The sequence below is a fragment of the Sphingomonas sp. PP-CE-1A-559 genome, assembly GCF_004340965.1.
Taxonomy (GTDB): Bacteria; Pseudomonadota; Alphaproteobacteria; order Sphingomonadales; family Sphingomonadaceae; genus Sphingomonas.
The window spans coordinates 165,032-188,456 of sequence record NZ_SLYA01000003.1 but is presented as its reverse complement, the minus strand read 5'-3'; the positions used below and the strand labels follow the sequence as shown (position 1 = coordinate 188,456).

Sequence of the window (23,425 nt, the reverse complement as noted above, 5' to 3'; positions counted from 1 at the left end):
CTTGCGCGCATTCACCCTTCTCATGTCTGCCGCAATCGCGGTGCTGGCAACCGCCACCCCGGCGCTCGCCCAGACCGATCCGAACCCGTCGCCAACGATCACCGACCCTCGCGATAACAACCGTATCACCATAGCGGTCGGCGCGGTGTCGATGCCCGATTACGAAGGTGCGGACAGCAATTCCTTCACCCCCGCCGGCGCGATCGTCGGCACGGTGCGCGGGCATGACTTCTTCCTCCGCGGCACGCAGCTCTATTTCAACCTGATCCCGAACACGGGCGAAGTCGGCATCAACTACGAAGTCGGCGTGATCGGCGGCATCCGCCGCGATCGCACCGGCGACATCGACAACCGCCAGGTCCGCGCGCTCGGCAAGATCGATACCGCGTATGAGCTCGGCGGCTATGTCGGCATCGGCAAGACCGGCGTCATCACCAGCGACTACGACACGATCACCGCGCGCGTCGCGTACGTCCACGACGTCTCGGGCACCTATGACAGCTACGTCATCACCCCGCAGGTGAACTACACGACGCCGCTGTCGGTCCGCACGCTCGTCTCGCTCGGCGTGTCGGCGGATTATGCCGGCAACGGCTTCGGCCGCACCTACGCGGCCGTGACGCCGATCGGTTCGCTGAACAGCGGCCTGCGCACCTACGACATCAACGACAGCGGCTTCCGTCGCGCGAACGCCTCGCTGTTCGTCGTGCAGAGCCTCTCGGGCGATCTGCGCCACGGCTTCGGCGTCGGTGCCGGCGTCCTCTACGGTCGCATGCTCGGCAAGTACAAGAACACGCCGATCGTCGCCGACGTCGGCGATGCGGACCAGTGGCTCTACGCCCTCGGCCTGACCTACACGTTCTAAGCTATCGATTTCGGCGGATCCGGCTCGGCCCGATCCGCCGAACGCGTTACCTCTGCTCCCTTTACCGTCGGGAGAGAGAAGGGGCCTGCCGGGCGTTACCCGCAGGACGAGGTAGAGGTGAAGCCGGCACCCAGCCGCCACCAAAAACCCCAATCGTCGCAAGCAGGTAAGCCTCTCTGCCGGATCGTGAAATTTATTTCATCGCACCCCCTTGAACCGTGCATCCATTCTTCATCCGCGTACGTTCCTCGCCACGGACGGCTTTTTTTATGTCCGTAATTGAGCGCGTTACGAGCGGGATTCGAGCAATCGACCCGATCGGGGCATGCCCCGTTGCGCGACTGCCGCAGAGCATTTCGACGTCCGCAACAGCAAGGGGAGGACCCTGATATGACCGAGAGCGTGCACCTGATCGAAGCCCTCGATGCGCGAGTGGAACGCCGCAGCGAGCGACGTGAATTCTTCAAGACCGCGCTGGGCGCCGCTGCGATGACCGCAGCCGGTGCGACCGCGCTGTCCTTCTCCACGTCGGCGTCGGCACAGACGATTACCGATGCGGACGTCCTGAACTTCGCACTCAACCTCGAATATCTCGAGGCGCAGTTCTATTCCTACGCCGCCTACGGCACCGGCCTCGACAACAGCCTGCTCAGCGGCACCAGCACGCAGGGTGCGGTTCGTGGCGGTCGCCAGGTCAACTTCACCGACCCGATCGTGCGTCAGTACGCACGTGAGATCGCGCAGGATGAGATCGCCCACGTCAAGTTCCTCCGCACTGCACTCGGCTCCGCCGCCGTTGCGCAGCCGGTGATCGACGTCAGCGTCTCGCCGACCAGCGCGTTCTCGCTTGCGGCCCAGGCTGCTGGCCTCGTCCCCGCCGGCACCGCGTTCGATCCGTACGCTTCGGACGAAGCGTTCCTGCTCGGTGCGTTCATCTTCGAAGACGTCGGCGTGACTGCATATAAGGGCGCTGCCCCGCTGCTCACCAGCAAGGCCTATCTCGAAGCCGCCGCCGGCCTGCTCGCGGTCGAGGCGTATCACGCCGCGATCGTCCGCACGACGCTGTATGGCAAGGGCATCGCGACGCCGTCGCTGCGCCAGTCGGCGGACGCGATCTCGAACGCACGCGACAGTCTGGACGGTACGACCGATCTCGATCAGGGCATCTCGCCCATCTCGCAGACGCCGATCAACCTGAGCACGACGCAGGCCGCGGTCACCGCGTCGAACATCGTTCCGCTCGATGCGAACGGCGTCGCCTTCAGCCGCTCGGCCAGCCAGGTGCTCAACATCGTGTACCTCAACAAGGGTGCGGCGTCGGCAGGCGGGTTCTACCCGAACGGCATGAACGGCAACATCAAGACGAGCATCGCGGCAAGCTGATCGGTCATCCGATCACCCGCTCTTCTTCGATATTCAGGGGATTAACCCAATGACCGATCTCAATACCAAGCTGGAAATATTCGACGCGATCGCCAGCCGTCGCAACGAACGTCGTAACTTCCTCCGCTTCGCCGGCGGTTCCGCACTCGCCATCGGCGGCGCCACGCTGCTCTCGGCATGCGGCAGCGACGATTCCGATCTCGCACCGACCCCGACTCCGGGACCGGCGCCGGTCGCAGCACTCAACGACGCCGACGTGCTCAACGTCGCACTGAACCTCGAATATCTCGAGGCACAGTTCTACGCGTTCGCGGCATTCGGTGTCGGCCTCAACGCCAACATGCTGACCGGCATCGGTACGCAGGGTGCCGTTACCGGCGGTGCACAGGTGCCGTTCCAGGACACCGTCGTCCGTGAGTACGCGCGCGAAATCGCGATCGACGAAGTCGCACACGTCGCCTTCCTGCGCTCGGCCCTCGGCAGCGCCGCGGTCGCCCAGCCTGCGATCGACATTTCGGTCGGCACGGCAGCCGCTCCGGGTGCGTTCACCGCGGCCGCACGTGCGGCGGGCGTCATCGGTGCGACGGGTGTGTTCAACCCCTATGCCGACGACAACAGCTTCCTGCTCGGCGCGTATATCTTCGAAGACGTCGGTGTGTCGGCCTACAAGGGCGCAGCACCGCTGATCGCCAACAAGACCTATCTCGAGGCGGCCGCCGGCATCCTCGCGGCAGAGGCGTATCACGCGGGCCTGATCCGCACGATCCTGTATCGCAAGGGTCTGCAGACGCCGAACCCGATCCCGTCGCTCATCACCGCCGCGAACCAGATCAGCGACGCGCGCGACAGCCTCGACGGCTCGAGTGACGACGACCAGGGCATCACCGGGTCGGATCCGACGATCTCGAACATCGTGCCCACCGACGCCAACGGCCTGGCCTACAGCCGCTCGGTCGCTCAGGTGCACAACATCGTCTACCTGACGCCCACTGCGAAGATCGGCGGCGGCTTCTTCCCCAACGGGACAAACAACCGCCTCGATTCGCTGCGGACCAGCGGCGCCAACGCGTGATCGCGATCACTGCCTGAAACTGAAACCTTGGGCCGCGGCGAGCAATGGGAGCGCCGCGGCCCTCGTTTGGGGAACGACCATGACCAACTTCACGAAGCTCACCATGCTCGCCGGTCTCGCGACCGCGGGCATTTTCGCTGTCCCGGCCGCCGCGCAGGACATGACCACCGACAGCAAGCCGTTCTCGGGCGTCTATATCGGCGCAGCCGGCGGCTATGACGTCCAGGGCAACGACGTCGGCTCGTCGATCCTGTTCGACCGCAACAACGACGGCAATTTCAGCGACAGCGTCAACACTATTACCGGCGCCAACGCCTTCTCGCCGGGCTTCTGCAACGGCTCCGCCCGCACCGCGGTGCCGGCCTATGGTTGCCGCAACGACGATGACGGCTGGTCGTATTACGGCCGCGCAGGCTTCGACGTACAGCGCGGCGCGTTCGTGGTCGGCATCGTCGGCGAATTCGGCAAGTCCGAGATCACCGACAGCGTCGCCGCCTTCTCGACCACGCCCGCCAGCTACACGATGGCGCGCAAGCTGAAGTGGGAAGGGTCGGCCCGCCTTCGCGCCGGTCTCGCCGCGCGCAACACGTTGTTCTACGCCACCGGCGGCGCCGGCTATGCCAAGATCGACAACCTGTTCTTCACCACCAACACCGCCAACGCGTTCGCAGCCACCGGTTCGGACAAGAAGTGGGGCTATGTCGGCGGCGGCGGCATCGAGCAGAAGCTGACCAAGAACATCTCGATCGGCATGGAATACACCTACCACCAGTACAAGGACGACGACGCCCGCGTCCTGGTCACCGCCGGCACCGCGCTCGCCGGCAGCCCGGTGCTGCTCGCGAACAACCCGTTCGTCCTCGCCCCCAACACCGCCGGCACGGCCTTCCGCCGCAGCGACGACCAGTTCCGCTGGCACTCGCTGCGCGGCACGGTGAGCTTCCGGTTTTAAGGCGCAGGGCGGCCTGCACCAACCTGGTGCAGGACTCGCCCAAGCCCGGCCAGCGCAGCAAAGCACGCCACAAGGCGTAGCTTAGCTACGACTGACGGCGCGCGGGGTGACAGAAAAGGCCGATGCCCCAACCCGGGCAGCGGCCTTTTCTTTATGTGCTCGATCCTCCCCCGCCAGGGGGAGGTGGCACCGAAGGTGACGGAGGGGGAGGGCCACACAACAGCGGTGATCCCTTACCGCCCCCTCCGTCTGGCAAGTGCCATCCACCTCCCCCTGGCGGGGGAGGATCGTGAGACCCCCGTTCGCCCTGAGCGAAGTCGAAGGGAAAGCCCCAAGCGCAATCGCCTCGCCCCCGCTCGACCCAAGCCGGCAAATTCCCCATTGCACCCCACCCCAACCCCCCTATGCTCACCCCACCCCGGGGGAGCGCTTATCCGCGCTTGAGAGGAAGGCAGGAGCCTTCGACCCGCTGAACCTGATCCGGTTGATACCGGCGGAGGGAGGGAGCGGTCGCCACAGAACCGCAAGCCTTGCTCCGAAACCCGTAGGAGCAAGCGCATGGCTGATTTCGAAGCACGCACCCCCACAGCAGACATCGGCGTAACCACCGGCCCGATCCGAGGCTCCCGGAAAATCCACGTCGCGGTCCCGACCAGCCCGGACGTCCGCGTCGCCATGCGCGAGATCGTCCTCGACCCGAGCTGCTCCGAACCCCCGTTGCGCGTCTATGACACCAGCGGCCCCTACACCGACCCCCGCGCGAAAATCGACATCAACGCCGGCCTCCCCCAACTCCGCCGCGCCTGGATCGAGGGACGCGGCGACGTGGAATCCTACGAAGCCCGAGAACTCCGCCCCGAAGACAACGGGCAGCTCGGCCCAGACCGCTCCGGCGGAGTCCCTCAATTCCCCGCCACCATCAAACGCCCCCTCCGCGCGCGCGCCGGCGCCAACGTAAGCCAGATGCACTACGCCCGCCGAGGCATCATCACCCCCGAAATGGAATACGTCGCCACCCGCGAAAACCTCGGCCGCGCCATGCTGAAAGACTACAAACGAGACGGCGAAAGCTTCGGCGCAAGCATCCCCGACTACGTAACCCCCGAATTCGTCCGCGACGAGATCGCCCGCGGCCGCGCGATCATCCCCAACAACATCAACCACCCCGAATCCGAACCGATGGCGATCGGCCGCAACTTCCTCGTCAAGATCAACGCCAACATCGGCAACTCCGCGGTCGCCTCCAACGTCGCCGCCGAAGTCGACAAGCTCGTCTGGTCGATCCGCTGGGGCGCCGACACCGTGATGGACCTCAGCACCGGCCGCAACATCCACGACACCCGCGAATGGATCCTGCGCAACTCACCGGTCCCGATCGGCACCGTCCCCATCTACCAGGCGCTCGAAAAGGTCGGCGGCGTCGCCGAGGACCTCACCTGGGAGATCTTCCGCGACACGCTCATCGAGCAGGCCGAACAGGGCGTCGACTATTTCACGATCCACGCCGGCGTCCGCCTCGCCTACATCCCGATGACCGCGAAACGCGTCACCGGCATTGTCTCGCGCGGCGGCTCGATCATGGCGAAATGGTGCCTCAGCCACCACAAGGAGAGCTTCCTCTACGAGCGCTTCGACGAGATCACCGAGATCATGAAGGCCTACGACATCGCCTACAGCCTCGGCGACGGCTTGCGCCCCGGCAGCATCGCCGACGCCAACGACGAAGCGCAGTTCAGCGAACTCTACACGCTAGGCGAACTCACCCACCGCGCGTGGAAGAGCGACGTCCAGGTCATGATCGAAGGCCCCGGCCACGTGCCGATGCACAAGATCAAGGAGAACATGGACAAGCAACTCGACGTCTGCGGCGAAGCGCCATTCTACACATTAGGGCCGCTCACCACGGACATAGCTCCCGGCTACGATCACATCACCAGCGGTATCGGCGCCGCGATGATCGGCTGGTACGGCACCGCAATGCTCTGCTACGTTACGCCGAAGGAGCATCTAGGCCTCCCCGACCGCGACGACGTAAAAGTCGGCGTAGTGACCTACAAACTAGCCGCCCACGCCGCCGACCTCGCCAAAGGCCACCCCGCCGCCCAGATGCGCGACGACGCCCTCTCCCGCGCACGCTTCGAGTTCCGCTGGAGAGACCAGTTCAACCTCTCCCTCGACCCCGACACCGCCGAACAATACCACGACCAGACGCTCCCCGCAGAAGGCGCCAAGACCGCCCACTTCTGCTCGATGTGCGGCCCAAAATTCTGCTCGATGAAGATCACGCAAGAGGTGCGGGACTTCGCCGCGAAGCAGAACGCCTCGGCGGATACGTTCCTGGCGGCGGACGTCGAACAAACCGACACCAACCGAGCGATCTTCGCAAAGGGCGCTGTGCATGTCGACCCGGAGAAAGGCATGGCCGAAATGAGTGAAAGATTTCGAGAGAAGGGAAGCGAAATCTACTTACCGGCTGAGTGATTGTTGGTGGGCAGGGGAATATCCCTGCCCACCGTCAACCGATCGCTTCGGGTAGACTACTCGCTAAAGGCCGATCACGGCCATGCGAGCAGCATCAAGGTTCAGGAGAGCATCTTCATGACGGAAGAAGCACTTCTTCGACATCGCCAACGGTTGGCCAAGGCGGTTGGTCAAAAACCAACGCCACATCCAACGGTTGTCCATGTGGAGGAACCATTCTGTCTGCTCCATCTGCCTTCTCCATTGAAGAAACAAGATGGGATCCATGCATTTACTACAACTGACCTGCGCGTAGTACGATCTTCGATGAAGCGGATGTGCTACTGGAGCGCGCGGTGTTCCGCATCGCCTGTCATAGTGCCGACTTAAACCCGACCGATTAGTCATTCAGTTGTCAATAATGCGGCAAAAGTCCCAATTTAACGCGCTCGAATAGGCACCTCCCTTTGCTCGGCGGCCCGAAGCGAATCAGGTCGACGTGAGTAGATTGGCACAGTTGATTGACTGGAACAATAGTAGAACGCGGTTCGCGTTGAGGGTTCGTCTTTTGATCCACGACGTTTCCCGGCTTTACACCGACTCTTGTACCGAGGCCTGACGATATCTCACGTCATTGGAAGAAAATTGCGCTAGCATCCGACGGTAGCGCTTCTTGCGTAGGCCCCCATCTCGGGCCGCGCCGGACCACTCTCTGGATAGTCCACTCACTGCGCCACACTCAAGCAAGCCGCTCGACCAGTCGCGTTGTCGCAACCGGATCGTGACAAGCGAAACGATCGTCACCTTACCCAACTTGCAACGCCGCCAACACACCCGGAAACCGAATGAGCTTCGGGTAACTTCCCTCCACCTCCTCCGCGACACCCTGCGCGATCAACTCGTTCAAGTTGTTCGCGGCACCCTGATACGTCACCCCCAGCGCTTCCGCGAAATCAGAGATCGATCGCACCGGGCGTTCGAACGCCAGATCGATGATCCGCAACATCAGCGCCGATCGCCGTGCCGTCTGGAAGCGTTCGCGATACGCGCGTTGCAGGTCCTGCAGGCGTTCGACCACCGCGATCGTCTCTTCCGCCGATTCCGCAACGGCTTCGAGAAAGAACGCGATCCAGTCTTCCCACGCGCCGTCGCGCGACACCGCGTACATCAGGTCGATATAGCGATCCTTGTGCCGCTCCAGATACGGACTCATGTAGAGCAGGGGCTGCGGCAACGTGCCGTTGTCGATCAGCATCAGCGTGATCAGCATGCGACCAACCCGCCCGTTGCCATCGGCAAACGGGTGGATCGCCTCGAACTGGTAATGCACCAGCGCGGCGTCGATCAACGGCGACGGACGTTCCTCGCGATTGACGAACGTCATCAAGGTATCGAGCACGCGCGGCGTTTCTGTCGGCGGCGCGGGAATGAACCGTGCGGTGTCGATCCGGCCCGATCCCCCGATCCAGTTCTGGTCGCGCTTCAACTCGCCCGCCTCGACCGTTGCCCCGCGATTGCGTGCGACACCGGTCAACAGCGTGCGGTGCGCGTCGCGGATCAATCGGGACGAGATCGGCAGCGTGGCGAGCCCGTCGATCGCCCCCTCCAGAGCGCGAACATAGTTCAGCACCTCGCGGTTGTCGCCGCGCGTCGCCGCTTCCGCTGCCCCGGCCTCGAACAGGAACAGGTCGGTCAGCGTCGTATAGGTCCCCTCCATACTGGACGAGGACACCGCCTCGCGCCGTTGAAGCGGCCGGATCAGCAACAGCGGATTGGCGACCGATCGCCCGATTCCCTTGAGTTCTCCCACTGCTTGCGTCGCGCGCGTGAGTTCGGGCAGAAAGCGACCTATGTCGAGTATCGCGGGCGGCAGTGGCGCGGCGACGAACGCCTTGCGACCGCCGACCGTAGGCATAAGCTGCCCGGTCGCGCGATCGTTGAAGCCGTTGCGGTCCATGCAACGGATCTACAAAGTGCAACGGCCACTTTCAACGAAAACCGTGTTTCGTGAAAAGTGCTGCCGTCGCTTTATACATCCGTGCAAAGTGGTTCAAGGATGCCTTCCAAGGTGGATGCCCCAGCGCCACACTTGCCGCGCGAAAAGTCCAACACGTAACAATATCGCTGTCCTACACGCCTTCGCCCTGATCCGTTTCGCGCATGCAAACAAAACCAACGCGCACGCGCTCTCGCCGCGATGTCATGCCCGACATCGCCCCCGCTCTCGAACCGGCCGCTCCCGAGCCAACCGCACCGACCACCGCGATGACCATCATCGAGGCCGAGCATCTCCCGACGGTCGAGGACTTCGACCTTACCGAATACGACTGGGTGCCGGTCCGGCGGAAGGTGCGGCACGATGGCTGGACGGTCGCGACGCAGCAGGCGTTCATCGGCGTGCTGGCGGATACCGGCTCGGTCACGCAGGCCGCGCGCGAGGTGAACATGTCGGCGACCTCTTGCTACCGCCTGCGCCGCGCGGCCGATGGCGGGGCGTTCGCAGCGGCGTGGGATGCGGCGGTGCAGACCGCGTCGCTGCGGCTGGTCGATCTCGCCTTCGACCGCGCGATCAACGGATCGCCCGAGCCGGTGTTCGATCGCGACGGCAACCGCGTCGGCCAGCGCGTCCGGTTCAACGATCGCCTGCTGATGTTCCTCCTGCGGGCGCACCAACCCGATCGCTATCGCACCCCCGGCCAGTCGCCTGCGCCGGCGCCCATCCCGGTGTTGCCGGTCGAGGCCACGCTCGCCGCGCTTGCACCGCCGATGCCCGCCGAACCGCACCGCCTGATGGCCCCCGAGGCGCTGGTTATGGCGCTCGCAGTCGCCGATATCCGCGCCGAACCCATTGCCCAGCGCCGTCCCGCGTCAACCGGTTCCGCACCGTCCGTCCAGACGTTCGAGGCGCAGCTCGCCGCCGCGAAGGCGACGATCCCGCCCAAATATCCCGAGAGGGGCCGCGCCCAGGAGGGTGAGGATGACCATGAAGGTCCTGGCCGGCGCCGTTTCCGAGCGTAACTTTATCGTGACCTTTGGCGCCGCCCCTCGAACGCGGCTTCGAAGCCCTACCGCTTCCGAACGAACTCCGCGCGCAGCACTAGCCCCTTGATCCCCTCGTACCGGCAGTCGATCTCCTGTGCGTCACCAGTCAGCCGGATCGACTTGATCACCGTCCCGCGCTTCAGCGTCTGCCCCGCGCCCTTCACGGTAAGATCCTTGATCAGCGTCACCTGGTCGCCATCCGCCAGCACGTTGCCGACCGAATCCCGCACCACGACCGCACCGTTATCCGCCGTCTCAGCCGTCGCCGCACCGCCCGCAACCCACTCGCCGGTCGCTTCGTCATAGACATATTCGTCGCTCATTGGTCGGTCTCCGGCAGCGCCCAGTCGATCGGCGCGCGCCCATGGGTTTCGAGAAAGGCGTTGGCCCGGCTGAACGGCCGCGATCCGAAGAACCCGGTCCGTGCCGCCAGCGGCGACGGGTGCGCCGACTGGATCACCAGATGCCGCCCGCCCTTGCTCACATCGTCGACGAACGCCGCCTTCTTCTGCGCATACGCCCCCCACAGCAGGAACACGACCGGTTTGTCCTGCGCGTTCACCGCCGCGATGACGGCGTCGGTAAACCGCTCCCACCCGCGCTTCTGGTGCGACGCAGCCTCACCCATCCGCACGCTCAGCACCGCGTTGAGCAACAGCACGCCTTGTGCGGCCCAATGATCCAGCATGCCATGGCGTGCCCGCGGGATCCCGAGATCCGCCTCCAGCTCCTTGTAGATATTCACCAAGCTAGGCGGCGTCCGCACGCCCTTCCGCACCGAGAAGCTCAGCCCATGCGCCTGCCCTTCACCGTGGTACGGATCCTGCCCCAGGATCACGACCCGCACCTGATCGAGCGGCGTCAGCTCCAGCGCCCGAAACCGGTCCGCATCCTCCGGGAAGATCCGCGCCCCCGCCGCCCGTTCGCCCTCCAGAAACGCATCGAGCGCCCGCATATACGGCGCCTCGAACTCGGCAGCGAGCGACTGCCAGCTTGGCGGGAGCGTGTGATCGATCATCCCCGCCGCATGTCGGACAGGGCAGGGCAGTGTCAATCGCAGCTCCTAGTTCCCCCGCGAAGGCGAGGGCCCAGGATCACACACGATACCGCCCGAGACCCTGAACCCCCGCCTCCGCAAGGGAACGGCAAAGCGAAAGGCTCGCACTTCCCTGCACCCGCCATTATATGCGCCGCCATGACCGAGATCACCGTCGCCGCGCTGCAGCTGGGCTTCACGCCCAACATCGACCGCAACATCGCCAACGTCTCGCGCCTCGTCCACGAGGCCGCCGCGAAGGGCGCGCAGGTGATCCTGCCGCCCGAGCTGTTCGAAGGCGAGTATTTCTGCCGCGTCGAGGACGAGGGCGTCTTCGCCAACGCCGCCCCGGTCGGCGAGCACAAGGCGGTGCTCGCGATGCAGGCGCTCGCCGAGGCGCTCAAGGTCACCATCCCGACCAGCTTCTTCGAGGCGGACGGCCCGCATCATTACAACAGCCTGGCCATGATCGGCCCCGACGGCAACGTCCAAGGCGTCTACCGCAAGAGCCACATCCCCGACGGCCCCGGCTACGAGGAGAAGTTCTACTTCCGCCCCGGCAACACCGGCTTCAAGGTCTGGCCCCACGCGTCGGAGGCCGGGCGGACGACGCTAGGCGTCGGCGTCTGCTGGGACCAATGGTACCCGGAGACGGCGCGCGCGATGATGCTGATGGGCGCGGAAATCCTGTTCTACCCGACCGCGATCGGCAGCGAGCCGCATGATACTTCGCTCGACACCGCAAGGCTGTGGCGCCGCGCCATGGTCGGCCACGCGGTCAGCAACGTCGTCCCGATCGTCGCTGCCAATCGCGTTGGCGTCGAGCACGGCCAGACCTTCTACGGCACCAGCTTCATCGCCGACGAGCGCGGCGACATCCTCGCCGAACTCGGCCGCGACGACGAAGGCGTGATTACCGCAACGATCGACCTCGACATCGTCAAGCGCCACCGCGCCGCCTTCGGCTTCTTCCGCGACCGCCGCCCGGATCTATACGGCCGGCTGGTCCAGGACGTCTGACCTCTCAATCCTCCCCCGCCAGGGGGAGGTGGCTGGCGCTTGCCAGACGAAGGGGGGGAATGGGTGACCAAGGTTCCATATCCTCCCCCTCCGTCACCTTCGGCGACACCTCCCCCTGGCGGGGGAGGATCAGTTCAGAACCAAGCCATCCCCGCCAACAACGCCCCCACCAGCGCAGCAGCCCCCGCCACCCACAGCAACCACCGCCGCCCGGTCAGCGCGGTAATCGACGCCAACGCGATCGCCACCTGGATCGCTGTCACCGCCAACGCCAGCTTCGTATGCGGCCGCAACGCCTCGTCCGACTCCCCATCCGCCGCCGCCGAGCGCCGATCGAGCGTCTCCGCCTCCCGCTTCAACGCCGTCCCCCGCGCCTTGTACCGCGCGATATCCGCCCGGTGCGTCGCCATCTGGGTCGCACCAAACCCAGGCGGCGCGAGGTCGACCTCCATCTGCGCGATATGCCGCTTCAAATCCTCCGCCTGGTAATAGCCCCACGCATCCGACGCCTGCGCCTTGATCAGCACCGCCTCGTTCTTGTGGAGCAGCGCCTCGTTCTGCGTATGCCCGCCGAGGAAACTGGTCACCGCCGCCAGCGTCGCCAGGATCGCGGTGAACAATGCGATCCGCTGGTCGAACGCCTCGCCCTTTGCTGCGCGTTCCTCCGACAGTTGCTCATGCAACCCGCGCACTTCGAAATCATCATCCATGTTAGTCGCTATGGCCCTCCGCGCGTGACTGGACGCTGATGATCGCGTGACATAGTCGTCAGCGCGCCATGATCCGCCCTCGCTCGATACTGCTCGCACTCACGCTTCTCACCGGCTGCGCAACGCCGTCGACAAAGACCTTTCCGCTGAGCAATCACTTCGACGGCGAACGCTTCTTCAACCCCGACGGCGTGCAGGGCAGCACCGGCGAGCAGAAGCAGGGCCCCGTCGCGCTGCTTCGCAATCTCGTAAAGCCGCCCTACCGAACCTGGCCCGACGTCCCCGTCACCCCTACGCGGCCCCCGGCCCGCGTCGAGGGCCAGACGATGCGCGTCACCTGGATCGGCCATTCGACCGTGCTGGTGCAGACCCAGGGGCTCAACATCCTCACCGATCCAATGTGGCTCGAACGCTCGTCCCCGGTCCAGTTCGTCGGCGTGAAGCGAGTCCGCGAACCGGGCGTGCGTCTCGCGGATCTGCCGAAGATCGACCTGATCCTGCTCAGCCACGACCACCGCGACCACCTCGACATGATTGCGATGCGCCGGCTCTGGCACCGCGACAAGTCGCTGATCGTGACCGGTCTCGGCAACGACCAGATCCTCGCGCGTAGCGGCGTCCATGCGATCGCACGCGACTGGGGCGGGCGCGTGACGTTGCGTCCCGGCATCGACGTGATCGTCGACCGCGCGCATCACTGGAGCGAATACGATCCCGGCGATCGCGACAAGACGCTCTGGGCGGGCTTCACGGTAACGCTGCCGGGTGGGAACCTGTATTTCGCGGGCGACACCGGGCCGGGCGACATGCGCTGGGCAGCCGAAGCGCGCGCCGCCGGTCCGGTCCGCCTCGCGATCCTGCCGATCGGCGCCTATCATTTCGCGGGCCACGAAACCGATAACCACATCGGCCCGGACCAGGCGGTGACCGCGTTCGAACAACTCGGCGCGGCCTATGCGATCGGCGTCCACTGGGGCACGTTCGAGCTGACGTCAGAGGGTATCAACGAACCGCCCGAGCACCTCCGCGCGGCGCTGCTACGCGAACACATCCCGATCAACCGCTTTCGCACGCCCGTAGCCGGCGAGGCCTGGGTGATCGAGTAGCTTCCATTCCCCGGAGTTACACAGGAGCCGACCGTTTCACAGCTCCCCGGCAGAGGCAGGCGCCTAGCTGGGAAACGCCTGTCGTGAGCGCGGGACGATGGCGGGCATGAGCCCGATCGACCACAGGGGTGCCGATACGGGACGCCGGTCGTCGGTTGAGGTCACGATGCATCCTCATCGAAGGGCAGGGTCCGTGCCGACCGTTGAACGAACAGCGCCTGCACGGTCCTGGCAGAGGGCCCTCCTAATCGATCAGCCGGTCTTGAGCCACTGACGGAGCAGCGCGGTGACTTCGCCGGGACGCTCCATCGGTGCGAGGTGACCGCAGGAGCGCAGCATGTGAAACCGCGAACCCTCGATCCGGGCACTCAGCGCGCGTGCGTCTTCGGGGGTGCAGATCAGGTCGCGGTCGCCGACCGCCACCAGTGTCGGGACGTGGATCGCGGCGATCGCCTCGCTAATGTCGGGGCGTGCGAGCAGCGCGCGTTGCTGGCGTTCGAAGACGGTCTGGCCGACGCGCTCCGCCATCGCCTGCGCGGGGCCGGCGACGATCGCTGTCAGGCGCGGGTCGGCGTGCGGCGCGGTGGCGAGCAGGCCCTGGCCGACGACGGTGCGCGGGCGCACTTCCATTGAGGCGCGCGTGCCGAACAATGCGATCCGCTCGATCCGGTCGGGGGCTTGCCGCACCATCTCCATCGCGACGTAGCCGCCGAGGCTGACGCCGGCGACCGCGAACCGCGGCGGTGCGCTGGCGAGCACGCGCGCGGCCAGTTCGGACAGCGTGTCGTCCTGCGACAGGTCGCCGAACTCGACCTGTGCAATACCCGCAAGATCGACGATCTGGCGGGCCCAGAGCTGGCCGTCGCAGCCCATCGCGGGGAGCAGCATCAACGGTGTACGCGGTCGGACCATGCGAAATCTCCGGTAGCGGCGGGTTGCGGGGATGCTCACCTCAGGCGACGAACGGGAAGGCGAGCGCGATCATGCCGACGATCGTCATCACGACGCAGACGGCGATCGCGGGCACGAGCGTGAAGCGCTGGTGATCGGCGAGGTCGATCCCAACCAGGCTGACCAGCAGATAGGTCGACGGCACCAGCGGGCTGAGCAGGTGGACCGGCTGGCCCATCAGCGACGCGCGCGCGATCGCCTCGGGCGCGACACCGTAATGCGCGCCGGCCTCGGCGAGGATCGGCAGCATCCCGAAATAGAACGCGTCGTTCGAGATGAAGAAGGTGAACGGCATGCTCAGCACCGCAGTGATCGGTGCCATGTACGGCCCGAGCGCAGGCGGGATCACGCCGACTACCGCCTTGCTCATCGCCTCGACCATGCCGGTGCCGCCGAGGATGCCGGTGAAGATGCCAGCCGCGAAGATCAGCGACACCACCGCCAGCACGTTGCCGGCATGCGCGGAAATGCGCTCCTTCTGGTCGGCGACGCCGGGATAATTGACGATCATCGCGATCGCGAACGCCAGCATCATCAGCACGGACAGCGGGAGAATGCCCCACACCAGCAACGTCAGCAGCGTGATGACGAGGGCCGCGTTGAACCAGATCAGTTTCGGGCGGCGTGCCTCGGGATATTGCGAGACGGCCATGCCGGTGAACTCGGTGTCCGCCGTGATCCCCGCTTCGCCCATCCGGACGCGCTCTTTCCGGCCGAAATACACCGCGAGACCGATCAGGAAGGCGAGGCCGGCGATCATGCCGGGGATCAGCGGCAGGAACAGCGTCGCCGGATCGAGCTTCAGCGCACTAGCGGCGCGCGCGGTTGGCCCGCCCCACGGCGTCAGGTTCATGATCCCGCTCGTCGTCATCAACAGGCAGACCAGGTACAACCGGTTCATGTTGAAGCGCTTGTAGAGCGGCAGCAGCGCGGCAATCGTGATGATGTAGGTGGTCGAACCGTCGCCATCGAGGCTGACGAGCGCACACAGCACGACCGTCCCGATCAGGATCCGCATCGGATCGCCGTGGACCATCCGGATCAGCCGTCCGACCAGCGGATCGAAGAGTCCCGTGTCGGTCATCGTCGAGAAGAACAGGATCGCGAACAGCAGCATGACGCCGGTCGGCGCGAGGTTCTTGATACCGTCGATCATCATCGGGCCGAGACCCGCGGCCTCGCCCGCGAACACGCCGAAGATCGACGGGATCACGATGAGCGCGACCAGCGGCGTCATCTTCTTGGTCATGATCAACGTCATGAACGTGGCGACCATCAGGAAGCCGAGCAGGGCAAGGTTCATCGCATCGTCCTAGGAAAGGGCGTGAATAGGGGGGTGGTTGGGGTCGCAGGAGCTATCGCAATTACCGTCGCAGCAATCGTCGCTGGGGCCGTCACAACCACTCCGTCATCCTGACGAAAGTCAGGACCCAGGGTTACAGGGTGCAGTGCTGCGTGGCTCTGGGTCCTGACTTTCGTCAGGATGACGGGACGGTGGGATGAGCCACCTCGTATGCTGGCCAGCATCAGAACGTCACACCTACGCGGGCGCTGAGGGTCTGACCGCTGTCGTTGCCGACATAGTCGCCGGCGCGGTTGTCGGTGTTCCACTGGATCGCGTTCACCTGGAAGCGGGTGAAGGAGTTGAGGTACCAGTTGACGCCTACAGTCGCTGCCCAGCCGTCGCCGCCGGTGAGCAGATTGTCGAAATCGAGGCTTTCGTAGCGCGCGGTGAGTTCGATCGCGCCGACTCCGCCGTCGAACGTGGGCTTCAACACCTTGGGCTGGCCGAAGCTGCCGAGCCGCGGGTTGTACGGCGGCAGGTCGCCGGTCAGGAACAGACCGCCCGAGACGCTCCACGCCTTGCTGACGAAATCGGGACGACCGCCGTCGAGCCGCGCGTTGCGGCGGCCCGCTTCGCCCATCACCCACAACGGCCCGCGATAGCCGCCGAGTTCGACGCCGTAGCCGGTCGTGCCGGTGCCGCCGATCAGCGGGCCGGTCGACACGCGGAGCGCCCCGTTGAAGCGACCGCCGATCACCGTGTTGCGCGTCAGCGTCCCCGCCACCGACGACAGCGATTCGTCGAAGCCCCACGCGCCGATGTGCAGCACGCCGGTATCGGACTTGATCGGGTTCCAGTGCGCGCGGCCGAGCACCGTGCGGCTGTCGCCGACCGTCTGCGTGCCGTCGATCCGGTCGCCGGTGATCGTTACCGAGGCATGGCCGGTCTTCCAGAAGATGCGCGGCATCACGCCGATGCCGTAGAAACCACGCTGCGGGATGATCGCGGTGGCGACCGTGGTGCGTTCGAGGAACGGCGTCGAATCCGAGCCGGTCGAGCCTTCGAAGCCGCGATCGTTGAACAGGTGGCCGGCGCGGACGTCGTAGTCGAGGCCAGGCTTGATCTTGTTGCGCCAGCCGACAAACGCGGTGACGACGTCGACCTCGTTCTCCGAGAAATCGCTCTCGAACTGGTAGAAGAAATGCGTGCCGACGCCGCCTTCGAGGCCGAGGCGCAGCGCGCGCATGCCGGTCGTGGTGATGTTGCGGCCATCGTACTTCGAGCCGAAGCTGGAGCTGACGTCGGTCAGGATGCGGCCGCGCGGCTTGAACGTGTAGACGCCGTCCGCGGAGTGGAAGACGGGCAGGCCAGCGCCCCACTCGGTGGTCACGCCCGACGGATTGTCGCGCGCGGCGACCGCCTGCGCGACGCTGCGATCCGCCGGGCCGGGCGGGGCGAGCTGCGGCGCGAACGGCACCGTGCGACGCGGCTCGGTGTTCTGCGCGACTGCCTGCGGTGCGATTTGGACGGGCGGCACGGGCGCGGACGCCTGCGCGACGGCGGCATTGTTCTCCAGCCGGTCGAGCCGCGACTTCAGCGCGGCGATCTCGGCGGCCTGCGCACGGACCAGCGCCGCGAGGTCGGCGTCGGTCGGAGCTTGGGCCAGCGCCGGCGTCGCGGCGATCAGCGCGAGTGCGGCGCACCCGGTACGGAAGAGAGTCATTGTTGGGCTCCGGTGGCGAGAATCGCGGTCCAGTCGCGCAGGAAACGCTGGCGCTTGACGCGGTCGAGGTTGACGAGAAGTTGTGGTCCCACGCGGATCGGTCGCGCCTGGCTCGAGGGAAGACGGCGGGCGGAAACGTCGGTGCGGACCGGCCACAGGCTGCGTTTCGCGAGCAGCGACTGCCCTTCACGCGACAGCAGGAAATCGAGGAACAGCTTGGCCGCCGCCGGGTGTGCGGCCTCGCGCGCGATGAACGCGATCCGCGAGGTGACGATCGTATAGTCCTGAAGGAACGCGACGCCGATGCGGGGATCGGTCCGCGCGCGTTCCAGCGCGTAGGAGCCGATCACGTTGTACGCGATCGCCTGCCGTCCCTCGGCGACGCCACGCAGCATCGGCTCGCTGGTCCGCGACAGCACGGGCCTGGTCGCGGCGATCGCCTCGATCAACGACCGCGTGTCGCGGGTGATCGCGAGGTCCTCCGACAGGTACAGATAGCCGACGTTGGAGCGTGCCGGATCGAACGTGGTCACGCGCCCAGTCAGAGCGCGCGCATTCTTCCGCAACCATGTCTCCAGCGCGGCGTGCGTGCGCGGCACCTGTCCGGCGGGCACGAGACGCTTGTTGTAGACGATCCCGATCGGCTCCGCGGTGACGCCGAACCCCATGTTCTTCCACACCGACACCGGCGGCAGCGCGGGCTTTTCGGGGCTCGCATAGCCTTGCGCGAAGCCGTCGTTGATCAGCTTCACCTGGAGGTCCATCGCCGACGACCAGACGAGATCGGCTGACATCTTTTTCGCGCGCGTCTCGGTGACGAAGCGGCGGTACATTTCGGTCGAGCCGATGTCCGCGTACAGCACGGTGATGCCCGGATAGCGCTTCCGGAACGCGGCGACGACCGGCAGCAATTCGGCGCGATCGGCATTGCCGTAGATCCGCACCTGCCGCTCGGCACGCGCGTCGGAGATCAGCTGGTCGTAGGAGCGCGGGTAGTTGGCAGGGCGCTGCGCCACGACGGCGGTCGCGGTGAAGCTCGTAGCCAGCAGTGCGATCTTCAGAAAAATTCGTGCCATCGTCACTCTCCTCGCCTTCCGTCTCTGTGTTCGGATAGACTGCAACGGTGGAGTACGAACCGAACCTGTCACCAACCTTTCATGGTTTTTCATGCGCATCCTGCTGATCGAGGACGACGCGGCGTTGGCGCGGAGCATCGCGGCGTTGCTGCGCGCGGGCGGTAATGCGGTCGATCACGTCGCGACGGGCGAGGACGCGTTGTCGGTGGTGGCGGGGGAGCCGTATGCACTCGTCATCCTCGACGTCGGGCTGCCGGGCATCGACGGGTTCACCGTGCTGGAGACGTTGCGCCGTCGCGGCGAGCGGGTGCCGGTGTTGATGCTGACGGCGCGCGATGCGCTCGACGACCGCGTGCGCGGGCTCGATCTCGGCGCCGACGATTATCTGCGGAAGCCGTTCGACCCCGAGGAACTGGAGGCGCGCGTTCGGGCGCTGGGGCGGCGGCGCGGGGGCGATCCTTTGCCGGTACTCAGCGTCGGTACGCTGACGATCAACCGCTCGACCGGCGACGCCGACATCGCCGGCCGTGCGCTCGATCTGCGTCGGCGCGAGCGCGCGGTGCTGGAGGCACTGGCGACTCGTGCAGGCCGGGTCGTCCCGCGCGCGCTGCTGATCGGCGAGGTGTTCGGGTTCGACGAGCCGGTCGGCGACAATGCGATCGAGGTTCATGTCACACGGCTGCGGGGAAAACTCGCGCCTGACGGCCCCGGTATCCGCACCGTCCGCGGAGTCGGCTACATGCTCGATGCCGGCTGAAACCGACACCACCGATCGGGGCACGCCCGCACTCCGCACCCGCCTGCTGGTCGCGGTGCTCGGCCCGTTGCTGGCGGCGGCGATCCTGATCGGCGTGGTCGGCGCGACGCTGATTGCCGACGTCGTCCGCCGCACCAATGACCGCGTGCTCGGTGGTGCGCTCGGCGCGATCGCCGAGACTGTGCAGGTCGAACGTGGCGAAGTGACGCTCGACCTGCCTTCCGCCGCGTTCGGGATGCTGGAGAATACCGAGCGCGACAACGTCTATTACCGCGTCGCCGTCGGGCCGGACCTGCTCACCGGCTATGCGGACCTGCCCGCGCCCGATCCCGCCACGCTCGACATCGACGTGCCGCGCTACCGGTTCGCGCGCTACCGCGACCAGCAGATCCGCATCGCCGAAGTCCGCCGCTCGCTCCCCCGGATCGACAAGCCCGTCATCATCCAGATCGCCGAGACGATCGACAACCGCGGCGCGCTCACCCGCCGCCTGATGCTCGCGCTGCTGATCGGCGAATGCGTCCTGGTCGGTGCCGCCGCGCTGCTGCTTCGTCCTGCGCTCGGCTGGAGTCTCCGCCCGCTCGCCCGCCTCCGCGGCGCCGTCGAGGCGCGCGACGAACGCGCGCGTCCTGATTTCTCGCCGCTCGACACCGGCCCGCTCCCGAGCGAACTCCACCCGCTGGCCGGTGCGTTCGACCGGCTCCTGGCGCAGCTCGACACCGCCACCGTCGGTGTCCGCCGCTTTACCGCCGACGCCTCGCACCAGATGCGCACCCCCCTGTCGGTGCTGAAGGTCCAGGTCGCGCTCGCCCGCCGTGGCTCGGGTCCTGAAGGCAGCGTCGCGCTCGACGAGATCGCCGACGCGGTGGTGCGCCTCGAACGCCTGGTGACGCAGCTGCTGGCGTTGGCGCGCGCCGAGGAGGCCGGCGTGTCCGCGCCCCTCGAGGCGGTCGACCTGCGCGAAGTGGCGGTGGCGGTCATCACGCGACAGATCAACCGCGCGATCGAAGCCGGCATCGACCTGACGATCGAGGGTGACCCGGAGGTCAGCCACGTCGTTCCCGGCCACCGCACGCTGATCTTCGAGATCGTGTCGAACCTGATCGACAACGGCATCCGCTATAACCGGCGCGGCGGCACGGTGTCGGTGAGGCTCCAGACGACACCGTCGGAGACGACGATCGCGGTGGTCGACGATGGGCCGGGGATACCGATCGACCAGCGCGAGATGGCGTTCGACCGGTTCGTCCGGCTCGGCGCGACTGGGAGTCCGGAGGGAAGCGGCCTCGGCCTGGCGATCGTGCGGTCGGCGGCGACTCGCCTCAACGCGACCGTGGCGTTCGGCGAGGTGGCCAGTGGCACGAGCGTGATCCTGCGGTTCTTTCACGCGAACGAGTAACCTGCATCAACGCGGCTCAACACGCGGGCAGCGGCGCGTGCCTTTTCGTTAAGGTGTTCGTGTCACTCGGGAAAAAACGACCGAGCGACCATGCTACCCACTCTCTTCAATCTCCATTTCCAGCATTCGGGCTATCTGGTCGTCGTCGCGATCGGCATCTGCCTGACCGCGAGCTGGTCCGTCTCTCTCCTCACGACCGACATGGCCAATGCGGCGCAGCGCGAGCCGTTCGGCTGGCGTCACGGCGCGCTGGCACTGGCCGCCGGACTGGGGGTGTGGGCGACGCACTTCATCGCCATCCTCGCATACCGGCCCGACCTGCTGCTGCGCTACGACCCGTTCGTGACGACGGTGTCGGCGCTGGTCGGGGTCCTGACCGTCGGCGTGCCGATCGTCGCGATCACGCGGTTGCGGTCGCACAACGGGCGGATCGTCGCCGCGGGTGCGGCGGGGGCGGGGATCTGGTGCATGCACGCCGTCGGCATCACCGGCATGACCGACTGTATCCACGTCTTTTCGTGGCCGACCAATGCCGCCGGGCTGATCATGGGGACGCTGCTGCTGTCCTCCTGGCAGATCAACCGTGGCTGGTCGCGCTCGCGGCCTATCGGGTGCCTGGTGTTCGCGCTGTCGATCTGCGTCACGCATTTCCTGTCGCTGTCGGGTGACCTCGTCCTCGGCAGCATCAACGACGTGCCCGGCAGCGTGGTGTCGCCGGGGCTGGTCGCGGCCTGCATGACGTTCGCAGTGTCGGTCACGTGCCTCGGCAGCCTGCTGACCTTCGCGCGGTTCAAGACGACGCGCGAGGAAGAGGCGCAGACGCTGAAGTCGGTGATGGAGAGCATGTCCGACGGGCTGGTGTTCATCGACCGCGAAGGCCGCCTGCGTCATTTCAACCGGCGCTTCCTCGATCTGTTCAACACGCCGGTCGACGCGATCGGCCCTGGGCTGACGATCGACCAGTTCCTCGACGTCATCGCGACATGCCGCGGCTGGGCGGCGGAGAAGCGTACGCTGGTCGGGGGTGCGATGAAGCAGTGGGTGCAGCTCGACGACGACTTCGACCGCGAGTGCGAGATGGAGGATGGCCGCACCTATCAGATGCAGTGCCGGTCGATTCCGCGACAGGGCATCGTGCTGACGTTCAACGACGTCAGCGCCGAACGCCGTGCGCTCGATAACCTCACGCATCTCGCCTATCACGACCCGCTGACCGGCCTGCGCAACCGCCGCGCGCTGCGCGAGGAGAAGGAGGCGCGGATCGGTCTGGGCAAGCCGTTCTCGCTGCTGTTGATCGACCTCGACGATTTCAAGCGGATCAACGATGCGTATGGCCATGCGGTCGGCGATACATTGTTGATCCATGTCGCGGCCGAGCTGACGAGCCTGCTGCCCGACGACAGCTTCGTCGCGCGGATGGGCGGCGACGAGATCGCGATCATCGCCACGCAGCTCGGCGATGCGGCGACCGCGCTGGCCGACACGATCGTCGTCCGGCTTAGCGCGCCGGTGATCATCGACGAACGCCGGCTGCTGCCCGGATGCAGCATCGGCATCGCCGGGTTTGCCAACGACCTGACCCCCGACGAACTGATGAAGCGCGCCGACATGGCGTTGTACGAGGCGAAGCGACGCGGGCGCCGGCGTGCGCAACCCTATGTCTCGGGCCTTGCCGAGCGCCTGGTCGAACGGCAGCACATCACCGACGACCTGTACGAGGCGGTGCAGAATGGCGGTTTCTCGCTGGCGTTCCAGCCGGTGGTGGCGCTGTCGTCGGGCATCACGACGGGATACGAGGCGCTGATCCGCTGGAACCACCCGACGCGCGGCTGGATCTCGCCCGATACCTTCATCCCGATCGCCGAGGATTGCGGCCTGATCGAGGAAATCGGCCGGTGGGTGATCATGGAAGCGTGCCGCCAGCTGGCGGGCTGGTCGTCGCACCTCCACGTCGCGATCAACGTGTCGGCGGGGCAGTTGAAGTCCGACGCGCTGCTGCACCACCTGACGCAGGCGATCCTGGTCCACGGTGTCGCGGCGGAGCGAGTCGAGGTCGAGATCACCGAGACAGCGCTGATCGACGATGCCGCGCGCACGGCGGCGATGCTGGCGCGGATCCGCCGGACCGGGATCAAGGTCGCGCTCGACGATTTCGGCACCGGCCAGTCGTCGCTCGCGCATCTTCGCGATTTCCAGTTCGACCGGATCAAGATCGACCGGAGCTTCGTGATCGAGGCGGGCTCCGACGCGCGGTGCATGGCGGTGCTGCGCGCGACCGTCGCGATCGGCCAGGAACTCGGCGTCCTGACGCATGCGGAGGGGGTGGAGACGCGCGAACAGCTCGAATTGCTGCGCTCGATCGGGTGCGACGCGGTGCAGGGCTATCTGGTCGGGCGACCGGTCGTGCCGTTCACCGATGCGGTCGAAAATCTCGTGCCAGCGGCGGTGGGCATGGGTTCGAGCCCGATCGGCGGAGAGTCGGCCGCCGTCGCACGGATCGCCGCCTGACGGCTTACCGGCAGATACGCGGCGCGATCGCGTCGCGTTCGCACGTTCTCTCGCCACGCACCCCGGCGGTCGAAATGCTT

The 23,425-nt window shown here is 66.2% G+C and carries 20 protein-coding genes and 1 riboswitch; of the genes, 11 read left to right on the top strand and 9 right to left on the bottom strand.

Annotated elements, in window-relative coordinates:
• Nucleotide 1: 1 nt before the first annotated feature.
• From C8J42_RS11140 to thiC, 5 genes are all read left to right on the top strand, one after another.
• A complete protein-coding gene (locus tag C8J42_RS11140; RefSeq protein ID WP_207897115.1) occupies nt 2-865 on the top strand; it encodes a MipA/OmpV family protein in 864 nt (287 codons plus the stop codon).
• Nucleotides 866-1,255: 390 nt separating this feature from the next.
• Nucleotides 1,256-2,248 (top strand): ferritin-like domain-containing protein, encoded by a 993-nt coding sequence (locus C8J42_RS11135; protein WP_133020115.1) that lies wholly within the window; start codon nt 1,256-1,258, stop codon nt 2,246-2,248.
• 49 nt (nt 2,249-2,297) lie between these two features.
• A complete protein-coding gene (locus C8J42_RS11130; protein ID WP_056487672.1) occupies nt 2,298-3,320 on the top strand; it encodes a ferritin-like domain-containing protein in 1,023 nt (340 codons plus the stop codon).
• 79 nt (nt 3,321-3,399) lie between these two features.
• Nucleotides 3,400-4,272 carry an outer membrane beta-barrel protein gene (locus C8J42_RS11125; RefSeq protein WP_243644320.1) on the top strand — a complete coding sequence of 291 codons (873 nt, stop codon included), beginning with the start codon at nt 3,400-3,402 and terminating at the stop codon, nt 4,270-4,272.
• 409 nt (nt 4,273-4,681) lie between these two features.
• A riboswitch (TPP riboswitch) is annotated at nt 4,682-4,791 on the top strand.
• A 39-nt stretch (nt 4,792-4,830) separates the two neighbouring features.
• Nucleotides 4,831-6,753, top strand: a complete 1,923-nt coding sequence (gene thiC, locus C8J42_RS11120; protein WP_133020114.1) for a phosphomethylpyrimidine synthase ThiC — start codon at nt 4,831-4,833, stop codon at nt 6,751-6,753.
• 63 nt (nt 6,754-6,816) lie between these two features.
• Here thiC and C8J42_RS20115 read toward each other — a convergent pair whose 3' ends face one another.
• Complete coding sequence (locus C8J42_RS20115; RefSeq protein WP_165895477.1) at nt 6,817-6,984, bottom strand: hypothetical protein; 168 nt, start codon at nt 6,982-6,984, stop codon at nt 6,817-6,819.
• A gap of 553 nt (nt 6,985-7,537) precedes the next feature.
• Nucleotides 7,538-8,689, bottom strand: coding sequence for a Fic family protein (locus C8J42_RS11115; protein WP_133020113.1), 1,152 nt, complete (start codon nt 8,687-8,689; stop codon nt 7,538-7,540).
• Nucleotides 8,690-8,934: 245 nt separating this feature from the next.
• Here C8J42_RS11115 and C8J42_RS11110 point away from each other — a divergent pair, with 245 nt between their 5' ends.
• Nucleotides 8,935-9,750 carry a hypothetical protein gene (locus tag C8J42_RS11110; protein WP_133020112.1) on the top strand — a complete coding sequence of 272 codons (816 nt, stop codon included), beginning with the start codon at nt 8,935-8,937 and terminating at the stop codon, nt 9,748-9,750.
• 47 nt (nt 9,751-9,797) lie between these two features.
• On the opposite strand, the gene C8J42_RS11105 is transcribed toward C8J42_RS11110, so the two are convergent.
• Both C8J42_RS11105 and ung read right to left on the bottom strand, forming a co-directional pair.
• The gene (locus C8J42_RS11105; protein WP_133020111.1) at nt 9,798-10,097 is read right to left on the bottom strand and encodes an alkylphosphonate utilization protein; all 300 of its coding nucleotides are present in this window, start codon (nt 10,095-10,097) and stop codon (nt 9,798-9,800) included.
• Nucleotides 10,094-10,792, bottom strand: coding sequence for a uracil-DNA glycosylase (gene ung, locus C8J42_RS11100; RefSeq protein WP_133020449.1), 699 nt, complete (start codon nt 10,790-10,792; stop codon nt 10,094-10,096). The genes C8J42_RS11105 and ung overlap by 4 nt, the downstream gene beginning before the upstream one ends.
• A 177-nt stretch (nt 10,793-10,969) precedes the next feature.
• On the opposite strand from ung, the gene aguB reads away from it, so the two are divergent.
• Nucleotides 10,970-11,830 carry an N-carbamoylputrescine amidase gene (gene aguB, locus C8J42_RS11095; RefSeq protein ID WP_133020110.1) on the top strand — a complete coding sequence of 287 codons (861 nt, stop codon included), beginning with the start codon at nt 10,970-10,972 and terminating at the stop codon, nt 11,828-11,830.
• A 134-nt stretch (nt 11,831-11,964) separates the two neighbouring features.
• On the opposite strand, the gene C8J42_RS11090 is transcribed toward aguB, so the two are convergent.
• The gene (locus C8J42_RS11090) at nt 11,965-12,540 is read right to left on the bottom strand and encodes a DUF4337 domain-containing protein (protein WP_133020109.1); all 576 of its coding nucleotides are present in this window, start codon (nt 12,538-12,540) and stop codon (nt 11,965-11,967) included.
• 68 nt (nt 12,541-12,608) lie between these two features.
• On the opposite strand from C8J42_RS11090, the gene C8J42_RS11085 reads away from it, so the two are divergent.
• The gene (locus tag C8J42_RS11085; RefSeq protein WP_133020108.1) at nt 12,609-13,646 is read left to right on the top strand and encodes an MBL fold metallo-hydrolase; all 1,038 of its coding nucleotides are present in this window, start codon (nt 12,609-12,611) and stop codon (nt 13,644-13,646) included.
• Nucleotides 13,647-13,898: 252 nt separating this feature from the next.
• Here C8J42_RS11085 and C8J42_RS11080 read toward each other — a convergent pair whose 3' ends face one another.
• The 4 genes from C8J42_RS11080 to C8J42_RS11065 form a co-directional block, all read right to left on the bottom strand.
• Nucleotides 13,899-14,558 (bottom strand): alpha/beta fold hydrolase, encoded by a 660-nt coding sequence (locus C8J42_RS11080; RefSeq protein ID WP_133020107.1) that lies wholly within the window; start codon nt 14,556-14,558, stop codon nt 13,899-13,901.
• Between the two features lie 40 nt (nt 14,559-14,598).
• Complete coding sequence (locus C8J42_RS11075; RefSeq protein ID WP_056064457.1) at nt 14,599-15,900, bottom strand: CitMHS family transporter; 1,302 nt, start codon at nt 15,898-15,900, stop codon at nt 14,599-14,601.
• A 223-nt stretch (nt 15,901-16,123) separates the two neighbouring features.
• Nucleotides 16,124-17,605: a porin gene (locus C8J42_RS11070; RefSeq protein ID WP_107954151.1), complete on the bottom strand. Its 1,482-nt coding sequence runs from the start codon at nt 17,603-17,605 to the stop codon at nt 16,124-16,126.
• Nucleotides 17,602-18,681, bottom strand: coding sequence for an ABC transporter substrate-binding protein (locus C8J42_RS11065; RefSeq protein ID WP_133020106.1), 1,080 nt, complete (start codon nt 18,679-18,681; stop codon nt 17,602-17,604). The genes C8J42_RS11070 and C8J42_RS11065 overlap by 4 nt, the downstream gene beginning before the upstream one ends.
• A gap of 91 nt (nt 18,682-18,772) precedes the next feature.
• On the opposite strand from C8J42_RS11065, the gene C8J42_RS11060 reads away from it, so the two are divergent.
• The 3 genes from C8J42_RS11060 to C8J42_RS11050 all read left to right on the top strand — a co-directional run bounded on the left by C8J42_RS11060 (nt 18,773) and on the right by C8J42_RS11050 (nt 23,345).
• The gene (locus tag C8J42_RS11060) at nt 18,773-19,438 is read left to right on the top strand and encodes a response regulator transcription factor (RefSeq protein ID WP_056487542.1); all 666 of its coding nucleotides are present in this window, start codon (nt 18,773-18,775) and stop codon (nt 19,436-19,438) included.
• A complete protein-coding gene (locus C8J42_RS11055) occupies nt 19,428-20,837 on the top strand; it encodes a sensor histidine kinase (protein WP_133020105.1) in 1,410 nt (469 codons plus the stop codon). Before C8J42_RS11060 ends, C8J42_RS11055 begins: the two co-directional genes overlap by 11 nt.
• 90 nt (nt 20,838-20,927) lie before the next feature.
• Entirely contained in the window at nt 20,928-23,345 is a 2,418-nt protein-coding gene (locus C8J42_RS11050; protein WP_133020104.1) for an EAL domain-containing protein, read from the top strand.
• Nucleotides 23,346-23,425 lie beyond the last annotated feature (80 nt).